Origin of the sequence: Bacillus sp. DX4.1, assembly GCF_030348195.1 — a bacterium.
Lineage (GTDB): Bacteria > Bacillota > Bacilli > Bacillales > Bacillaceae_G > Bacillus_A.
Genome location: NZ_JAUCFT010000008.1, coordinates 2,219,856 through 2,237,479 on the forward strand (window position 1 = coordinate 2,219,856; position 17,624 = coordinate 2,237,479).

Annotated in this window: 13 protein-coding genes, 2 pseudogenes and 3 other annotated features; of the genes and pseudogenes, 9 read left to right on the top strand and 6 right to left on the bottom strand. The window is 36.1% G+C overall.

Features of this window, described 5'->3' with window-relative positions:
• The first annotated feature begins 223 nt into the window (after window positions 1-223).
• Window positions 224-463: a binding site (T-box leader), on the top strand.
• A 53-nt stretch (window positions 464-516) separates the two neighbouring features.
• The gene (gene ileS / locus QUF99_RS14235) at window positions 517-3,618 is read left to right on the top strand and encodes an isoleucine--tRNA ligase (RefSeq protein ID WP_289370870.1); all 3,102 of its coding nucleotides are present in this window, start codon (window positions 517-519) and stop codon (window positions 3,616-3,618) included.
• A 108-nt stretch (window positions 3,619-3,726) separates the two neighbouring features.
• On the opposite strand, the gene QUF99_RS14240 is transcribed toward ileS, so the two are convergent.
• Together QUF99_RS14240 and QUF99_RS14245 are read right to left on the bottom strand one after the other, a co-directional pair.
• Window positions 3,727-4,812: a DUF418 domain-containing protein gene (locus QUF99_RS14240; RefSeq protein ID WP_289370871.1), complete on the bottom strand. Its 1,086-nt coding sequence runs from the start codon at window positions 4,810-4,812 to the stop codon at window positions 3,727-3,729.
• Window positions 4,802-5,398 (bottom strand): TetR/AcrR family transcriptional regulator, encoded by a 597-nt coding sequence (locus QUF99_RS14245; protein WP_286125241.1) that lies wholly within the window; start codon window positions 5,396-5,398, stop codon window positions 4,802-4,804. The genes QUF99_RS14240 and QUF99_RS14245 overlap by 11 nt, the downstream gene beginning before the upstream one ends.
• A gap of 323 nt (window positions 5,399-5,721) precedes the next feature.
• Here QUF99_RS14245 and QUF99_RS14250 point away from each other — a divergent pair, with 323 nt between their 5' ends.
• Window positions 5,722-7,233: a M36 family metallopeptidase gene (locus QUF99_RS14250; protein WP_289370874.1), complete on the top strand. Its 1,512-nt coding sequence runs from the start codon at window positions 5,722-5,724 to the stop codon at window positions 7,231-7,233.
• A gap of 148 nt (window positions 7,234-7,381) precedes the next feature.
• On the opposite strand, the gene QUF99_RS14255 is transcribed toward QUF99_RS14250, so the two are convergent.
• Together QUF99_RS14255 and QUF99_RS14260 are read right to left on the bottom strand one after the other, a co-directional pair.
• Window positions 7,382-7,975 carry a TetR/AcrR family transcriptional regulator gene (locus QUF99_RS14255; protein ID WP_289370875.1) on the bottom strand — a complete coding sequence of 198 codons (594 nt, stop codon included), beginning with the start codon at window positions 7,973-7,975 and terminating at the stop codon, window positions 7,382-7,384.
• A gap of 108 nt (window positions 7,976-8,083) precedes the next feature.
• Window positions 8,084-9,577 (bottom strand): NAD(P)/FAD-dependent oxidoreductase, encoded by a 1,494-nt coding sequence (locus QUF99_RS14260; RefSeq protein ID WP_289370876.1) that lies wholly within the window; start codon window positions 9,575-9,577, stop codon window positions 8,084-8,086.
• A gap of 1,083 nt (window positions 9,578-10,660) precedes the next feature.
• Window positions 10,661-10,872: a binding site (T-box leader), on the top strand.
• Window positions 10,873-10,976: 104 nt separating this feature from the next.
• Here QUF99_RS14260 and aspS point away from each other — a divergent pair.
• The 7 genes and pseudogenes from aspS (at window position 10,977) to QUF99_RS14295 (ending at window position 16,665) form a co-directional block, all read left to right on the top strand.
• Entirely contained in the window at window positions 10,977-12,275 is a 1,299-nt protein-coding gene (gene aspS / locus QUF99_RS14265; protein WP_289370877.1) for an aspartate--tRNA(Asn) ligase, read from the top strand.
• Window positions 12,262-12,501 (top strand): annotated as a pseudogene (locus QUF99_RS14270) (IS1595 family transposase); the annotation flags it as partial. The gene aspS and the pseudogene QUF99_RS14270, both read left to right, overlap by 14 nt.
• Before the next feature lie 32 nt (window positions 12,502-12,533).
• On the top strand, window positions 12,534-13,172 hold the full coding sequence (locus tag QUF99_RS14275) for a hypothetical protein (protein WP_289370878.1): 639 nt from the start codon (window positions 12,534-12,536) through the stop codon (window positions 13,170-13,172).
• A 136-nt stretch (window positions 13,173-13,308) separates the two neighbouring features.
• Window positions 13,309-13,477, top strand: a pseudogene (locus QUF99_RS14280) (pre-toxin TG domain-containing protein); the annotation flags it as partial.
• A complete protein-coding gene (locus QUF99_RS14285) occupies window positions 13,456-13,827 on the top strand; it encodes a hypothetical protein (protein WP_289370879.1) in 372 nt (123 codons plus the stop codon). The pseudogene QUF99_RS14280 and the gene QUF99_RS14285, both read left to right, overlap by 22 nt.
• Window positions 13,828-13,901: 74 nt before the next feature.
• Window positions 13,902-14,151 (top strand) — a binding site (T-box leader).
• Window positions 14,152-14,268: 117 nt separating this feature from the next.
• Window positions 14,269-15,609 (top strand): sodium-dependent transporter, encoded by a 1,341-nt coding sequence (locus QUF99_RS14290; RefSeq protein WP_289370880.1) that lies wholly within the window; start codon window positions 14,269-14,271, stop codon window positions 15,607-15,609.
• 126 nt (window positions 15,610-15,735) lie between these two features.
• The gene (locus tag QUF99_RS14295) at window positions 15,736-16,665 is read left to right on the top strand and encodes an alpha/beta fold hydrolase (RefSeq protein WP_289370881.1); all 930 of its coding nucleotides are present in this window, start codon (window positions 15,736-15,738) and stop codon (window positions 16,663-16,665) included.
• A 71-nt stretch (window positions 16,666-16,736) separates the two neighbouring features.
• On the opposite strand, the gene QUF99_RS14300 is transcribed toward QUF99_RS14295, so the two are convergent.
• Window positions 16,737-17,312 (bottom strand): nucleotidyltransferase family protein, encoded by a 576-nt coding sequence (locus tag QUF99_RS14300; RefSeq protein WP_289370882.1) that lies wholly within the window; start codon window positions 17,310-17,312, stop codon window positions 16,737-16,739.
• Between the two features lie 2 nt (window positions 17,313-17,314).
• Window positions 17,315-17,602 carry a hypothetical protein gene (locus QUF99_RS14305; RefSeq protein ID WP_289370883.1) on the bottom strand — a complete coding sequence of 96 codons (288 nt, stop codon included), beginning with the start codon at window positions 17,600-17,602 and terminating at the stop codon, window positions 17,315-17,317.
• Window positions 17,603-17,624 lie beyond the last annotated feature (22 nt).

The window sequence follows — 17,624 nt, forward strand, 5'->3', positions numbered from 1 at the left end:
AATATAAAGTGAAACTTTTCTCAGTAGGGGTCTTCATTCCCACTGAGAATGAGCCCTCACTAATCGAGCTCTTATGGGCAGTTATCTCCCACCTAACTTTTTTGCTTCCGCAGAACTTTCAGGTGGGAATATTACGGCCAGTTAGTGCGGGGTAAAAATATATTTTTCGAATTGATTGACAATCGGTAGTGAGATGGAATAAAATAACTGTTAATAAAAGTATACAAATCTGAAGACGAGAAAGAGTAAAATATCGTGCTGTTCTCCAGAGAGCCGGTGCAGTGCTGAAAGCCGGTGTGCAGTCTATATTTGAAAATCATCTCCGAGGAGCCGTGGCTGAATCGAGTAAGCTCGGACGGATGTCTACCGTTACAAAGAACGCGTATGTTAGTACGTTGCTAAGCGCTATTGATGATAACATCAATTGAACTAGGGTGGTAACGCGGGTAAACCCGTCCCTATCATTAGGGACGGGTTTTTTGTGTGCTTTTAAACATTTCAAAGGAGTGATTGTACATGGAAAAGGTAGATGTAAAAGAATCAGCTGTAGGGAGAGAAACACGAATTCGCAAGCAGTGGAACGAACAGAATATCTTTGAACAATCGATTCGGAATCGTGAAGGCGCACAATCCTTCGTTTTTTATGAAGGGCCACCAACTGCAAATGGACTTCCACATGTTGGTCATGCGCTAGGGCGGACAATCAAAGACTTAGTTGCGAGATATAAAACGATGACCGGGTATAAAGTACTTCGTAAAGCGGGCTGGGATACCCATGGGTTACCGGTTGAATTAGGTGTAGAAAAGCAACTTGGCATTTCTGGTAAGCATGAAATTGAAGAGTACGGAATTGAACCGTTTATTCAAAAATGTAAAGAAAGTGTATTTACGTATGAAAAGCAGTGGAGGGAGTTTACCGAGAGCATCGGGTACTGGGTTGATATGGATGAACCGTACGTTACATTAGAGAATTCTTATATCGAAAGTGTGTGGCATATTCTTGGAACGATTCACGAGAAAGGTTTGTTATATAAAGGGCATCGTGTTTCACCGTATTGCCCGAGCTGTCAAACATCATTAAGTTCACATGAAGTGGCGCAAGGGTATAAAACGGTTAAGGATTTAAGTGCAACGGTCAAGTTTAAAGTAATGAATAGTGAAAATGAATACTTTCTTGGATGGACAACAACCCCGTGGACACTTCCGGCCAATGTAGCATTAGCTGTGCATCCAAATATGGACTATGTACGAGCACAGCAAGGTGATTCTGTTTACATTGTTGCGAAAGAACGTGTAAACGATGTGTTAAAACAAGACTATAAAGTACTATATGTTCATAAAGGTACAGAACTACTAGAACTTTCCTATCATCCGCCGTTTCATATGAATGAAGTTACGAACGGTTATCATGTGATAAGTGCGGATTTTGTTACAGGAGATAGTGGTACGGGGCTTGTTCATATCGCACCAGCTTATGGGGAAGATGACTATAAAGTGGTGCAAGCGCATGGGTTATCCTTCCTTCATGTTGTGGATGAAAAGGGTGAATATACTGCAGCTGTTCCGTTCTTACAAGGGAAATTTGTGAAAGAGTGTGATGTTGATATTGTCCGTTATTTAGCTCAGGAAGGCTTGCTATATCATAAAGAGAAATACGAACATAGTTATCCGCATTGTTGGCGCTGTGATTCACCATTGCTTTATTATGCAGGAGAAAGCTGGTTCATTCGGACAACTGCGATTAAAGAGACTTTCTTAAAGAATAATGATACAGTCACATGGTATCCAGAACATATGAAGCACGGACGATTCGGAAAATTTTTAGAGAATATGGTGGACTGGAATATTAGCCGAAAACGATACTGGGGTACACCGCTAAATGTATGGGAATGCGAAAGCTGTGATCATCAATTTGCACCGAAGAGTATTAGTGAATTAAGAAATCATAGTGTAGGAAATACAGATGAGAATTTAGAGCTGCATAAACCATATGTAGACGAAGTGAAAGTGTGCTGTACGAAGTGTGGTGGTTCAATGAATCGTACTCCAGAAGTAATCGATGTCTGGTTTGATAGCGGTTCGATGCCGTTTGCACAGTATCATTATCCATTTGAAAATAAAGAACTTTTCGAGGATCAATTTCCGGCAGATGTAATTGCTGAAGGTGTTGACCAAACGCGCGGTTGGTTTTATAGCTTACTGGCAGTATCGGCTTTGTACACAGGAAAAGTACCATACAAACGTGTATTATCTCTTGGGCATGTGCTAGATGAACAAGGACAGAAAATGTCAAAAAGTAAAGGGAATGCCTTAGATCCAGTAGAGTTAGTCGAGAAATTTGGTGCGGATGCACTCCGCTGGGCTCTCCTCGTTGATAGTGCACCGTGGAATGCAAAGCGCTTTTCAGAACGAACGGTGCAAGAGGCGAAATCGAAGATGGTTGATACACTCGTGAATGTGTATAGCTTCTATGTGTTATATGCGAATTTAGACCAATACGATCCGAAGAAAAAGTATGAAACGAAGCGAACGAAATTAGATGAATGGGTACTATCACGTCTCAATAGTACGACGAAAAAAGTAAGAAAAGCGTTAGAAGCATATCAATTTACAAATGCAGCGCGGGAAATGGCAGTACTGGCCGATGAAGTGAGTAATTGGTATGTAAGACGTTCGCGCAATCGTTTTTGGGAGTCTGGCATGAATCCTGAAAAGGCAGCTGCTTATGAAACACTTCATGAAGTGCTTGTTACAATTAGTAAATTAATTGCGCCGTTTACTCCATTTGTAGCGGAAGATATTCATCTTAATTTAGAAGGTAGCAGTGTCCATTTAACAGATTACCCAGTAGTAGATGAAACGTTTATTCACACAAAGTTAGAACTAGAAATGGATGCTGTTTTACAAGTTGTCGAGCTCGGACGCAGTAATCGAAATCAGCATGCATTAAAAGTAAAGCAGCCATTAGCGGAACTAGTATTACTCGAGCATCATGAGCAGAAAGTGGACTGGGAATCCTATCGTGATATCGTCATGGATGAACTGAACGTAAAAGAATTTCATGTAGAATTAGATGAAACAAAGTATACATCGTACCAATTAAAGTTGAATTTTAAGACGGCAGGACCGAAATTTGGAAAGAGCGTCAATGCAGTAAATCAATGGCTAAAACAATTATCTCAAGAGAAAGTACAAAACTTCGTTTCAACTGAGAAAGTACTGCACAAGCTTACATCAGGGGAAGAAATTGTAGTAACACTTGAAGATGTATTAGTAGAAAAAGTACCGAAAGCAGGATTTTCTAATGCTACAAATGGAAAATATACAGTTATGTTAGATACGAATGTTACAGATGAATTGTTCCAAGAAGGAGTGGCACGTGAATTTATTCGAGCTGTTCAAGAGTACCGAAAACAGTTGAATTTACCAGTTAACTTGCGAGTAGATGTTATTGTTGACACAGATGATGAATTACAAAACACATTAACGAAGCATAAAGGATTATTGGAAGAAAACCTTTTAGTAAAGCAATTTACATTCCATGCATTATTAAAAGAGGATGATGAAATTTCTTTAGGTGAGAAAAAGGTTCGGATTAAGTTAAGCCCAGCTAGCTAAATCTAAAAAATAGTATGTAAATGGAAAGTTCGAATGTTATATGATTCGAACTTTCTTTACTGTAGTATGTCGACCATAAAATTATCTTTTTAATAGTTTAGTAGCGTATTATCCAGTTATCTTTCTCATAATCCATTCTATAGGTCCTCTAGAAAATTTCTCTCGCCACAAAAAACTAAACAATACACTAAAAATGAAAAAGCAAGTAGCGAACGTTAAAACAAAAACTAAAGACTGATTTTCAAGTTTGTTTAAGAGAATCAATGTTCCTATACCTAAAATTACATGGCTCACATAATGAGTTAAAGTTAACTGTCCCGTTTTAATAATGGTTGTAATAAACCAATTTTTTTCATACTTTTCAGTAATGTATAAGCAAAGTATTAAGGTTATTAAAGCAGATCCTGTAGCAGATAAGATGTATAAAACATTCGGTAAAATAGGTCCTGTATTGAATAAAAAGGTGGAAGCTTCCTTTCCGATATAGGGGATAAAAAAATGAGTGAATGCTTTTGACAACAATTCAGTAGTTGCTGTAATCATTAGGCTCATTATTAGTAGTTTGTTTCTAATTTTATTATTATGAAGATCCATTCGCCCAATCAACATACCAATCAAGAAGAAAGAGAACCATGGAAAAATGGGGTGGTAGCCGTTAAAGAATAAGTTACGAAGAAATCCTTTTAAGGACCAAAAATCTATATAGTTGATAAATGGAATTGGACCTCCCCAGCCTTCAAAGGCATTAAATGTTAATTGAAGATATTGTGCAGTTAGTAAAATGATGATAGACAACCAGAGTAACAACCTTTTATTAACTGTAATTAATAAGGCTGCAATAAAAAGATAAACACCATAGTAATGTAGTATATCACCGGTCCAGTCGATTACATATAACAATAACCCTAAAACAAACAAGAACAGTGACCGTTTCCATATCATTTTTCGACTCTTCATAATTTGTGTTTGATCATGACTAGCGACAGATGATATAGTCATGAGGGAAATCCCTATACCAGCAAGTATGACAAATAAAGCAGAAGCGCGGCCCTCAAATAGTGACATAAAAGTTATTAACCATGGAGGGCCATTACCTTCAGCCCCCGTTATCACCATAAAATTGACAATCAGCATCCCAAACATGGCCCATGCTCTGGCAAAATCTAAACCAGAAATTCGTTTTTTAACTTCCATGGGGATTACGTCCTTTAAATATACTATGCACAGCTTCAATCCATATTTGCTTATAATCCATGTGTCTATCAAACATCATGAAATTCCCTATATTATCAAGTACCAATGCAAGTACATGTGCTTTTGAGGTTAGGTTATCATTTACAATAAGTTGTAATGAGCCTGCTTTATTAAGGAGAGCTTCAAAACCATTTAAATATTCTCTTTGTATGGCAAGTAGTCGCTCGCTGTACATGTTATTTCTAGATGCGAGTAACATGTATTCTTGTAAGACGCGATTAAAATGAGGGTCCTTATTCTGTTCGTCAATCATGTTTAAACCAATTTTAATACATTTCTCAATAAAGTTATCCTGTGTAAATTCTTCCGTTTTAAAGAATGTTGAAAATTGAATTGCCTGACATAGTTCATCAAAGACACCTTCAATTAATGCATCTTTGGATTTAAAGTAATAATAAATAGAAGGTTTTGCTATCCCGACTTCCTCGGCAATCATTGTGTATGTTGTCTTGGCAATCCCGTGCTTTGCAAATAAACGATAACTTGCCCCGATTATTGAAGAAAGAGTTTCCTCACTTTTACTCATCATGAATCCTCCTACAATATAAGATTATATTCAGAGTATCATTCCTTATTATATTTTTCAACCTATCGTTAGGTAAAAAATAGCCTATTTTTTATTTAGTTCATATTCATTATTATTGGTTTTATTGCATAACTGAAACGATAAATTTCAAATTAATACTCATAGCGAATAATATCTTTCGAAAGTATTTATCGTTTTCATACTAAAATGTTGAGAAAATATTACTTTACTTATTTATATAAAAAAGAGAAAGGTAATATAATCAATCTTATAGAATTACTCGTACATTCAAAATTTATTTAAGAGAGTGGAGAGTGATTCTATTGTTCAAAAAAAGAGTTGTAGCAATTGCTACGGCAATCCCGTTAGTTTTTGGCGCGATATCTACTGCTTCAGCGGTAGAAGAAACACAGGTAAAGATAGAGAGGTTTTCACCTCAAGGAAAAGCAATGGACTATTTAAAAGCAAATGCTATGCAGTACTCGTTGAAAGCCGATTTATCAGATTTACAGTATGTTTCTACTACTGAAACACAGGTAGCATCCTATGTAAGGTTTCAACAAGTAGTAAATGGTGCTCCTGTATTCTCAAAGCAAGTAACAGTTACACTAAGTGGAGAAGGGAATGGATTACTTGCGGTTTCTGATTATCAGCCTGTCCAAAATGTGAAAGAAATAAAGCGAAAGATTAGTGAAAAAGAAGCAGAACAGAAATCACAATCATATGTTGCTGGAGTAGAAACTGAAAAAAATTTATGGGCGCCAACGATGCAAGAATTTGGATATATCATTGAGGAAGGAGTTGCAATTCCCGTATATCGCGTTGTAGTCCATGCTAATGAACCATTCGGTGCGTGGGAAACATTTATTGATGCTGAAAGTGGGAAATTGATTAAAAAGGTAGATATAAACCGTAAAGCGGAAGGAACAGGTAAAGTATTTTTGCCAAACCCTGTAGTATCAAGTGGTAGTTTAACTGGATTGAAGGATAATAATGATGCAGATTCAGCAGCATTAAATAATCAATTAAAAACAGTTACTTTAAAAGGTTTAAACGGTACAGGCTTTTTAGTTGGAGATTATGTAACGATTTCTTCAAAAGCAAATACGAAATCTACATCCCTCCAATTTAATTACACGCGTTCTAATGATAGCTTTGAAGATGTTATGTCATACTACCATATTGATACTTTACAACGTTATATACAACAAATAGGTTTTAAAAATATTAACAATCGATCTATTAAAGTAAATGTGAATGGAACGAAAGCTGATAATTCTTTCTATTCTCCTTCAACCAAGGCGTTAACATTTGGTACTGGTGGAGTAGATGATGCAGAGGATGCTGGAATCATCGCGCATGAATATGGGCACTCCATTCAAGATAATCAAGTACCAGGCTTCGGAAATTCTGCAGAAGGCGGGGCAATGGGAGAAGGATTTGGAGATTTCTTAGGTGCGACTTATGAGGATGCTGTATCAACGACAGGGTATGGAAAAGCGTGCATTGGAGAATGGGATGCGGCTTCATACTCTAGTTCGAACCCAACATGTCTGCGGCGATTAGATAACAATAAAGTATATCCAAAAGATATTGAAAATGAAGTACATGCAGACGGGGAAATTTGGGCACAAGGCCAGTACGAAATGGCACAAGCTTTCGGGCGTGATATTGCAACGGAAATTATTTTACAATCACATTGGTCACTTACTCCAAATGCCACATTTCGTGATGGTGCCAAGGCAATTAAACAAGCGGATGCTCTTCTTTACGGAGGACAACATGCAGCTGAAATTGATCGAATTTGGGCAGCAAGAGGAATTAGTACGAATTAGGAATACCACTGAATCATCATGAAAAACCCAACATAATTGATGCTATGTTGGGTTTTTTGATGAATATTGTTGTTTACCAAAAAATATATTTATAATTTTCTATAAGTGTAGGAAATTTACAGATTAGTAGCCAGTGAATTTTTATCCATTAAGAATGCGATATAATCCGTAATAATAATTTGATTTCTGGCATTGGGTACTCTGTATCACCGTGAATATTTAGTGTCATAAGGCCAGAGAGAACTGTAAAGTAGCAGGAAATGAGATTACGAGGATTACCCTCAGCAAATACGCCTAATTTTTGGCCCTCTATGAATAATGGCTCCAATTTATCGACATAAACTTCCATAGAATATTGTTTGAGTAGTACTTTAGCTTCTTCGGGTACTTCATCTGATGTGCGAGCCTGATGAATTAGCATGAAACCAAGTTGATTTTCTTCATCGAGTATATGCTGAGTTAAAGCTTTTATTTTATCCATTGGTGATCCTGGTAGATGATAGAAGCATAGGCCATCAATTGATTCTTTCATTGCCCGTTGAACGAGTGTAGTGAAAAGTTCATCCTTTGATTTAAAATAGCGATAGAGCAGACCTGGGCTGATATTTGCTTCAGTAGCAATCATACTCATTTTCGTTCCGTTGATGCCCCGGCGTGCGAAGACTTTAAGGGCAGATTCCATAATTTGTTCCTTTCGCTCATTACGAATCTGTTGTAACTGATCTTCATTTAAAGGTGACAATAGGATTTCTCCTCTCCGTAGTAGTATTTTCTAATGACTGAAGAAACAATTGTGATTTATTTTTCAAGAGCTGATGTATTTTCGAGAAAAGACCTCTACTCAAAATAATTACTGACTTACTGACTTGAAAGCTGTCTGAGAGAATGTAGGAACAATTTGATCTAATACGTCCTCTAATGGTTGACCATAGGTTAGTAAAAGCTCATGGAGGAAGTGATGCCCTTCATTAGATGAAGTGAGAATGGTCTGTACCATTTTTGGATTAAAGATAGTATGTGGGGAGATCGCCAATGAATTTACTGCCCAATACAGTCCATATAGTTCGAAATTTCGCTCGGTTGTTGCATATTTAAGATATAAATCCATATATTTTTGGCCAAAAGAAATTCCTTTCAATTGCTGTGAACTTACATATTCGACACCTTTCCACTGCAAATCAGTAGCACAATTGAGCCACCAAGCTGGCTCGATCACATCTTGCATTTTTTTGAGAACTCTTTGTTCAAAATGAGGAGTAGGATTATTTTGTTGTTCTTGCAAACAGGATTCGAGTACTTCTACTTCAATTGCAGCAACGGTCATTCCCTGACCAAAAATTGGGTCGTAAATACAGAATGCGTCTCCCAAAACTAATAATCCAGCTGGCCATCGGTGCATTTGTTCAAAGTGATGACGAAACAGTTCTGGAACGCGATAACTTCGAGGAGAGGATATTGGTTCAAACCCTTGCAAGATTTCGCCGATTATCGGACTTGGGAGCTCAGTAATAGCCCGTTCAAAGTCTTCGGCATTTGTAGGAGGATAATGTCCACCTGGACGATAAAGTAATACCTCAGCTACATTATTTTCAATAAAGGAAAATACTCCTGTAAAAGTTTCGTTAGCGGGCTGCCCTGCAATGTTAATTGTATCCCATTTTTTTGTGAGATGTGATAGATGGGAAGGAACCTTATAACGACGGGTACTATATCCAAGAGAGACTTTCAAACGATCTGAATCTGGTACATCATAGCCGTAATCTTGAAGCCAATTTACTAACCTAGAGGAACGACCACTGATATCAAATATCAAATCAGCATTCAGTATTCGTACTTGCTCGGATTTTCCACGTTCCCGGACTTGAATTCCTGTAACAGTTGTCTGATCTATCGTCATTAACAAGCCAATTACATTATGATTTGTCAGAAAACTAACATTAGGAATTTTTTGTACACGTTTACGAAGGGCCCACTCAAGCAATGCCCTACTAAACTTGATATCATTTCGTGGGTATTGCATTTCTATAGTGCCATATTGATTCATGTTGTAGACTATTTTATTCAGCACTGAAGGTGCCCCTTGTGCTACTAAATCATTTTCATAGCCTGGAAAGAGTCGTTCTGTAATTAACTTACCACGCTGGGTAAAACGATGTGGATGAAAAGCTTGTGGAGTGCCAGATCGGTTGTCTGGTTTTTCTGGAAAATCATCTTTATCAACTATAAGCACCTCTTTATAATAAGCAGAAAGTACTTTTGCAGTTAGTAATCCTCCAATACCGCCTCCAATGATAATAACTCGCTCTGTTTTCCCCTCTGTAAGTGCATACTTGGTATTAGTCATAATCGTAATCCTCCATTCATAAAGTGAAATTTTAATCAGTGTTTTTTCATTCCACACTGATTATTAGTTGATCAAATTTGGCTTTTACTGCCTGTTCATACGGGATAAATGGTTTAACTAATGAGTAAATGAATCATTCATTACTAAGTTATGTTAATTTTTTGAAGTGTGAACTGGAAAATCAAAAATAATTATGAAGTGACTCTTTATATCTGCATGAAAAATAAAATATTCTGCACCAATATAAGTGGAGAAAGCTAAGTTTGGAAGTTGAAGAGCAGTTGAAGTTTTTAACACTCTATCCGAAAGAATTCTCCTTCCTCAAGCGTGTGCAGGGCGATAGCCCAACGCTAGGTGGGAGATGAATTTCGGTTTGGCACAACCAAAAAATTTTTGATAAACTAGACACATGAAGTTCTTTGATAACTTGATATATAAGGTTGCAGGAAGAAAACACAGTGCGAAAACCAAGCCGTTCGGTTCCTGCGTAAAATATCAACCGTAAAAAAGAACGTCCAAGCGTTGGACATCTAGGGGTGGAATAACCCGAAGTAACGCTCAGGGAGACGAAAGGTTGCTTTCGTCGTGGAACTGAGAAGCTCCCACTTCAAAATTCATTAGAATTTAAGTGGGGGTAGTTCACAAGAAAAAATTATACAAAAAGGCGCTATCCTTTCCTAATATGTCTACAGAAAGAACAACGCATTTTTGAATTTAATATATTTGTTTTGTAAGTTTGAAAATGGTGAGACTGTGTGAATCATAAAATGTGTTTTGTGATGTATCTAATTTAATTGCTTGAAGGTGTATGATTGTTGTAACTACTTGGATTCTAGATAAAGAAATTTTTATAGTATTTTCACAAATAATGCTTTCTGATTGTGCAGAAGGATTTCATTTTTTGGATTCTTTAAAAACAAAATGCTCTTTAAATTTTCTTCCTTCAACTTTTTGACCACTTATTGAAGGGATCGCGTGGAATGGCTTTAGAAGAAATCGTCCAAAACTGGATGAAAAAATCGGAAAATAATGAAAAAACACCTTGCATTTTTTAGATTAAAGAGATAGAATACTCTGTAAATATAAAAAGTGATGAACAGGAAAAGTACATGATGCAAGGGTCTACAGAGAGCAATCGACTGCTGGAAAGATTGCGACACCGCATGATGGAAGGACACCTGTGAGTGTTGCTTTGAACGTGATAATTAGTAAAAGCGAACGGTACCTACCGTTATCAGGTCTAAGATGGTCAGTATGACAATTTGGGTGGTACCGCGGAAAAATCCGTCCCTTTTATAGGGGCGGATTTTTGTATTCTTTGAAAGGAGGTGAGCGGTCGTGGATGATGACGATGACAACAATAATGTAAATAAATACGTAAATATAGGAGGCAGAAATGATGGAGCGAAAAATGAAACGATCGCTCATTACTGAATGTAAAACGTCTGAAAAGAAAGTTGTTCGTCTACAAGGTTGGGTGAAAAAGATTCGCCATTTAGGCAATGTCAGTTTTCTATTATTGCGTGACCGAACAGGAGTCATTCAATGTGTGTTAGAGAAAGAATTAGCTGGTTATAAAGCAGATGTGGAAAGTGTTGTTCAAATTACTGGGGAAGTGGTGGAAACAACAAAAACGGAACTAGGTGTTGAAGTGCTCGTGCATGACATTCAGTTATTGAATTCCTCAGAACCACTTCCATTTGAAGTAAATAAAAGAAAGTTACAAGTCGGTTTAGATCAAATATTAAATGAGCGTGTACTATCACTTCGACATGAGTGTATTCAAGCGATATTTACAATTCAATCGACGCTTGTACAGGGATTTAGTGAATTTCTAATAGAGAACGATTTCATACGTATATTTACACCGAAAATTGTTTCACAAGGAGCAGAAGGGGGAGCGAATGTTTTTAAGTTTCCATACTTTCAAAAAGAAGCGTATTTAGCTCAATCGCCACAGTTTTATAAACAAATGATGGTCGCAGGCGGATTGGAACGTGTTTTTGAAATTGCTCCTGTTTATCGAGCGGAACATCACAATTCTTCCCGTCATTTGAACGAATATATATCTTTAGACGTAGAACTCGGTTTTATTGAAAGCTTCCATGAAGTAATGGAGCTAGAGAAAAATCTTTTACGTTATATGTTTGAAAAAGTAGAACAAAACTGTCAAAAAGAATTACAACTCCTGAAAGTCACAATACCTGTTATTGCAGAAATTCCAAAATTAACACTTGCAGAAGCACAGCGCATATTGCAAATAAAATATCGGAAAGAATCACCGGCAGGGGACTTAGATTCAGAGGGAGAAAAATTGCTTGGAAAGTACGTAAAAGAAACATACGGTAGCGATTTTGTTTTCATTACTCATTATCCGAAAGAAACGAGGCCGATGTACACGATGCCAAATAAAGAAGATGAGGCAATTACAGATTCGTTTGACCTGCTGTATAAAGGGTTAGAAATTACATCGGGTGCCCAGCGGATTCATCAGTATGATATGTTACTTTCTTCTTTTCAGGAAAAAGGATTACATGTAGAAAACTTTCAATCGTATATCAATACATTTCGTTACGGCTGTCCGCCTCATGGTGGATTTGCAATCGGATTAGAGCGACTTGTTTATAAATTTTTAGAACTATCGAATGTTCGGGAAGCGAGTGCATTTCCGAGAGACTGTACGCGTCTTATACCATAGTAGTAAAAATGTTAATGGTCTTCATTCGAGAATGAAGCTGTGGATTGACAGATTTAAAGACGTAGCAACGAAATATTTCGACAATTATCTTGCTTGGTTCTTGTTTGTAGATAGCCGAAGCAATGAAAGTACAAAACACAATATCAAAGAGTTTCTTTTATCTTCGTTTGTTTTTGAAATGACAGATACTTATAATAGCTTGCGTTTATTAAAATTTAGTATTTAAGAGTTTTCACAAACACCAAAGGATGTGTATCTATGCAAGAGTTTTACCACTCTAAAAAGAAAAAAATTAGAGGACGGAAGCGACACAAAAGAAAAATTGATAGATGGAAACAAAATGTAATTAACTTGGATATGAATTACATTCGAGAGAATCAAAGGGATTATGCTAAGTTATGGATTCATCCCTTTTATGCGTTAGTACGTACAAACCCACCAAATTGGTATAATCGTTTATTATTAAGTGAAATGATAGATGTATATCTGGATTGGTATGAAAAAATGACGAATGAAAATGAGGACTTTTATCTAAAAATTTGGTTGTATGAACCTGACTTTATTAGTTCACAAATTGTTGTTTCGTATAAGGACTGTATAAAATTTTACGATGATACTTTTGACAAATATACTATTACAAAGGCTTTTCCATTTCATAAATATGAATCATTGAAAGATAAGTTGGCTTTGTTTGAATGGGAAGCACACATTGATGCTGACAAGTATTGGGAAGAGGATTTAAAAGAAAATATTGAATTAGGGTTAAGCACCAAAGATGAGATAAGTGAGATTATAAGTAAATCTTACAAAACCGAAAAAATCAAACTTAACTATGGATATGACGTTCTTTATAAAGTAAACGTTGGGGATGTTTGGGTCGGAACGCTAAAAAGATGATAACCTAAAAAGGGAATGCCCTTAAAAGGGATGTTCCCAATTTTTTAATTAAATATCAACATTGAAATTTAACACAGCCATTATTTAAATAACTTAGAGGGGAAATTTACGGTGTATTACCCAAAAATTTCATCGAGCAGTTGAGTTCATCGGTATAAACGACGCTATCAGAGTATTTACAGGAAAAGACCCTGTCACAGGTAAAGAGCTATCCAAAAAAGAAAGACTCATTGCGGCAGGCTGGACGCTTCTAAACGTTATTCCAGTTGGGAAAGTCGTCAGTGTGATTGGCAAAGCAATTAAGCATGCCGGAAAAATGGAGAAGAAAGATTTAATTGACATTGACTGTACTATAGCTGAAGAAGGAATTCCTTTTTGGGCTGAATCTAAACTTCAGTATTTTCTGGATTCTATTAAAATTAATCGTTGGGAGCCAACTTATGTATCAAACCACGGAAAACATTGGATAACTTATATGGAGGTGGTATGGAGTGAATTAGAAGATTGGAAGTATTCTAATTTTGAATTGTATGATGAAAATGGTGAAGAGATTAATGAAGAATTGGAACAAGAGATCAATGACTTGTTTTATGAATTAATAAAATCATACTCGTATAAAATATACTATGCGAGGGTTTTACGAACTTTAAAATAAATATCTTGCTTGACAGTCATAAATATAACCTATATAATTCGTAGTAATTTCAAAAGAAGTTATATTCAGAATATTAGATTGCGTTGAATAGGAGTAGTAAGGTCATGTGTTTGTACAGAGAGCTATGGGTTGGTGTGACATAGTCAAATGACATCCTGAACTCGCCTAGGAGCAGTAAGATGGAACAGAAGTCTAATTCTTAGTAAATCTTAACGATTAACCTTCGATATCAGGTTTGTAATCAAACGATTACTACTAAGGTGGATTCGTAATGGAATCAATAAGGGTGGTACCGCGTTAAGTAAATGGCTTAGCGTCTCTTTATATAAAGAGATGCTAGGCCATTTTTTATTATATATAGGAAGAAATGGAGGTTTTATTTGGATTGGTCAATAATATTTGTTTATTAATATAAAATGATTTAATTAGGAGGAGAATACGATGAAACAGACAGAGCAATGGACTTCGAAATTAGGTTTTATAATGGCCGCAGCAGGATCAGCAATTGGACTTGGAGCAATATGGAAATTCCCTTATATTGCTGGGAAAAGCGGTGGGGGAGCATTCTTTTTAATCTTTTTACTATTTACTGTATTAATCGGACTTCCGTTATTGCTGGCCGAGTTTATGATCGGGCGTAGCACACAAAAGCAAGCAATTGGGGCATTTAAGAGCATTGCACCAAATACAGGCTGGCATTGGATTGGGCGTCTTGGTGTCGGAACCTGTTTTATATTACTATCGTTTTATAGCGTTGTTGGTGGTTGGGTATTAATTTATTTATTCCGAGGTGTAACAGGACAACTTATTACACCACATCAAAACTATAGTTCTCTATTTACAGAAACAATTGGAGATCCAGTTTGGGCAATTGTTGGACATTTTGCTTTTATGTTTATTACGATTTGGGTTGTATCAAAAGGGGTACAAAATGGAATTGAAAAAGCAAGTAAATATATGTTACCAGCACTGTTCGTTTTGTTTGTTGCACTAATTATTCGTTCGTTAACACTTGATGGTGCGATGCAAGGTGTGAAGTTTTTCTTACAGCCTGATTTCTCAAAAATTACATCAGAAAGTATTTTGTTTGCAATGGGGCAATCATTCTTTGCTATTAGCATTGGGATTTCTATCATGGTCACTTATAGTTCTTACTTAAATAAAAAAGAAAGTTTACCACGTTCAGCGGTAACAATTGTTGGACTAAACCTATTTGTTTCTCTATTTGCAGGACTTGCTATTTTTCCAGCAGTATTTTCACTAGGAATGGAGCCAACAGAAGGGCCAGGATTACTATTTATCGTCTTGCCAGCAGTCTTTAGTCAAATTCCATTTGGAAGTCTCTTCTTAACAGTATTTCTTGCACTATTCACTTTTGCGACTTTAACATCTGCATTTTCTCTACTTGAAACGGTTGTTTCAGCGCTAGCGAACGGCCAGCCAGAAAAAAGAAAGAAATTATCATGGGTGATTGGATTCTTAATTTTCATTATTGGTATTCCATCTGCTCTTTCATTTGGGGTATGGAGTGATATAACAATCTTCGGTAAAAATATCTTTGATGCAGTAGACTTCTTATCTAGTAATATCTTAATGCCACTTGGAGCACTATTTATTAGTATTTTCGTATCCTTTAAAATGGAGAGAAAAGTACTAGAAGCTGAATTCTTTGTAGGTGGTAACTACGGAAAATCATTATTTACTTGTTGGATTTTCTTGCTTCGGTTTGTTGCTCCAATTGCGATTATTATCGTCTTTTTGAATGTGATTGGGATTATTTAACTTAAAATGTTATAATATTCAGAAATAAGAGGTGTGGAAAATATACCATTTTATTACGGATATGTAACATGTTCTTATTCGTTCTCCTCCTATTTTAAAAATATAGATAGGATAAGGAGGAGACGAATGGAAACAAAACAAGATCTGTTATTACAGGGACAAATGATGAACATAAGAGGAAAAGAATTGTACGTTGAACTTCATGGTTCACCTGAAAATCCACCAGTACTGTATTTACATGGAGGGCCCGGAGAAAGTTGCTATGATTTTTCTTTTCATCAAGCCGAGCGATTAAGAGATTCCTTTTATCTTATTACACTAGATCAACGAGGGGTATGCCACTCAGAGGAAATTGCTGAGACAGAACCTTTTGGATTACAGGATCTTATTGAAGACTGCGAAGCCTTAAGAGAGAAATTGCAAGTTGATAGATGGTCAATTATTGGACATTCATTTGGTGGATTTCTCGCTTTGTTATATGCAACAACGTATCCGCAATCAATTCATAAGATCATTTTTGAAGGTCCTACATTTGATTTTGAGTTAACAACGAGGTCATTGTTGAAGAAAACGGGAGCATTATTGAAGAAGTATGGAAAAGAAGAACTTAGTAACCAATGTGTAATATTATCAGAAAGTAATGCTTCATCAAAAGAACTTCTTGAGGGATATTTAAAATTAAGCGATGAATTAGAAGAACAACGAATGGAAATTTATTGCCCTCCTCATGTTAGCGATGAAACGGATTATAATTTGTATAGTGAAGAAGAATGGGAAGTGTTTTATCATCGTTCAGGCATTCATTTCACAAGATTGCGAGAGGAAGGGAAGGTCTATCAATCTTTATTAGCAAAATTACAACAAGCGTCACAGCAAATGTTATTACTAATTGGCAAATATGATGCAGTAACCTGCGAAAAACAAATTGAAACGTTTTTACGAGATGTGAGAAATGGAAAAATAATCGTGTTTGAAGAGAGTGGTCATACGCCGCACTATGAAGCAGCGGATCAATTTGCCGAGACTGTAATTAGCTTTTTGAAAAGAAATAAGTAAAAGGAAAGGTTCTTCTTGAAAATAAGAAGAACCTTTTTGTGATATACTCTACTCGTCGCGGAAGTGATTTTTTACATCGTGGTATGGACAATTGTAATGTTAGGCCAAATATTCTTCCAATTCTTATTTCGTACTCGTTCCTCGTACAGATTAGCGCGTTCCATTGTTTCTGTAAAATGTGGCGATGGTTTTACTTGTAAAGTAAGAACATCCTCTATTCCACAAGGAGCTGTTAAAACGACATTGTTCATTTCATCTAACGTAACCCCAAGAGCAGTTGCTGTTTCGGGAAATTTGGAAATCGCATCTACTGAGGAAAAATAGGAAGGCATGTTATTAATGATATGCATTCTTGCCTGATTTTTTACTGACCATGGGATATTAGGATTCAATTTTTTTAGTAGCTCTTCTAGTTTTTTCTCTTCTAGTTCATTAATATTTGAACTGTCAAAATAAATGATGTCTATATCGGGCAAAGTTGTTCGTGCTTTAAAGTTATGAAGCACATCCCAAATCTTTGAACGAATAAACCCAGCGCAAACCCACCAATCAGGTAGATGTAATGATTTTGCTGTCTGTAATATTTCCATCATCCATGTATCATTTTGTATGAGTTGAATGATATCTTGTTCTGTTTTGATATGCATACCTATCCCGCCCTATTAAATGTACACTTTAACTTAGACATTCTTTGCTTAGTTAATTTAAAGTTAAAGTAGTTTAAGAATTTCTGAATATAATTTCTATTTTTTAGTGAAATCTTTTCTTTTACTTGTGGAGCGTGTAAACCAAGTTGATAAACTTCTTGACTAGTTTTAAATTCGTTATGTATGAAAGATTCATATATATAGGAATAAAATAATTTTAAAATGTGTTTTTCACCCCATATATACACTTCTGCAGTATTTCCTTCACCAATTTTTTCTTCTAGTACCATTTTAATGTCCCTACTTTCAAGA

Coding starts and splice junctions, on each gene's coding strand:
- QUF99_RS14240 (WP_289370871.1), bottom strand. CDS start 4,812: ATGGAAGTTAAAAAACGAATTTCTGGTTTAGATTTTGCCAGAGCATGG.
- aspS (WP_289370877.1), top strand. CDS start 10,977: ATGGAGCGAAAAATGAAACGATCGCTCATTACTGAATGTAAAACGTCT.
- ileS (WP_289370870.1), top strand. CDS start 517: ATGGAAAAGGTAGATGTAAAAGAATCAGCTGTAGGGAGAGAAACACGA.
- QUF99_RS14300 (WP_289370882.1), bottom strand. CDS start 17,312: ATGCATATCAAAACAGAACAAGATATCATTCAACTCATACAAAATGAT.
- QUF99_RS14260 (WP_289370876.1), bottom strand. CDS start 9,577: ATGACTAATACCAAGTATGCACTTACAGAGGGGAAAACAGAGCGAGTT.
- QUF99_RS14290 (WP_289370880.1), top strand. CDS start 14,269: ATGAAACAGACAGAGCAATGGACTTCGAAATTAGGTTTTATAATGGCC.
- QUF99_RS14275 (WP_289370878.1), top strand. CDS start 12,534: ATGCAAGAGTTTTACCACTCTAAAAAGAAAAAAATTAGAGGACGGAAG.
- QUF99_RS14305 (WP_289370883.1), bottom strand. CDS start 17,602: ATGGTACTAGAAGAAAAAATTGGTGAAGGAAATACTGCAGAAGTGTAT.
- QUF99_RS14295 (WP_289370881.1), top strand. CDS start 15,736: ATGGAAACAAAACAAGATCTGTTATTACAGGGACAAATGATGAACATA.
- QUF99_RS14245 (WP_286125241.1), bottom strand. CDS start 5,398: ATGAGTAAAAGTGAGGAAACTCTTTCTTCAATAATCGGGGCAAGTTAT.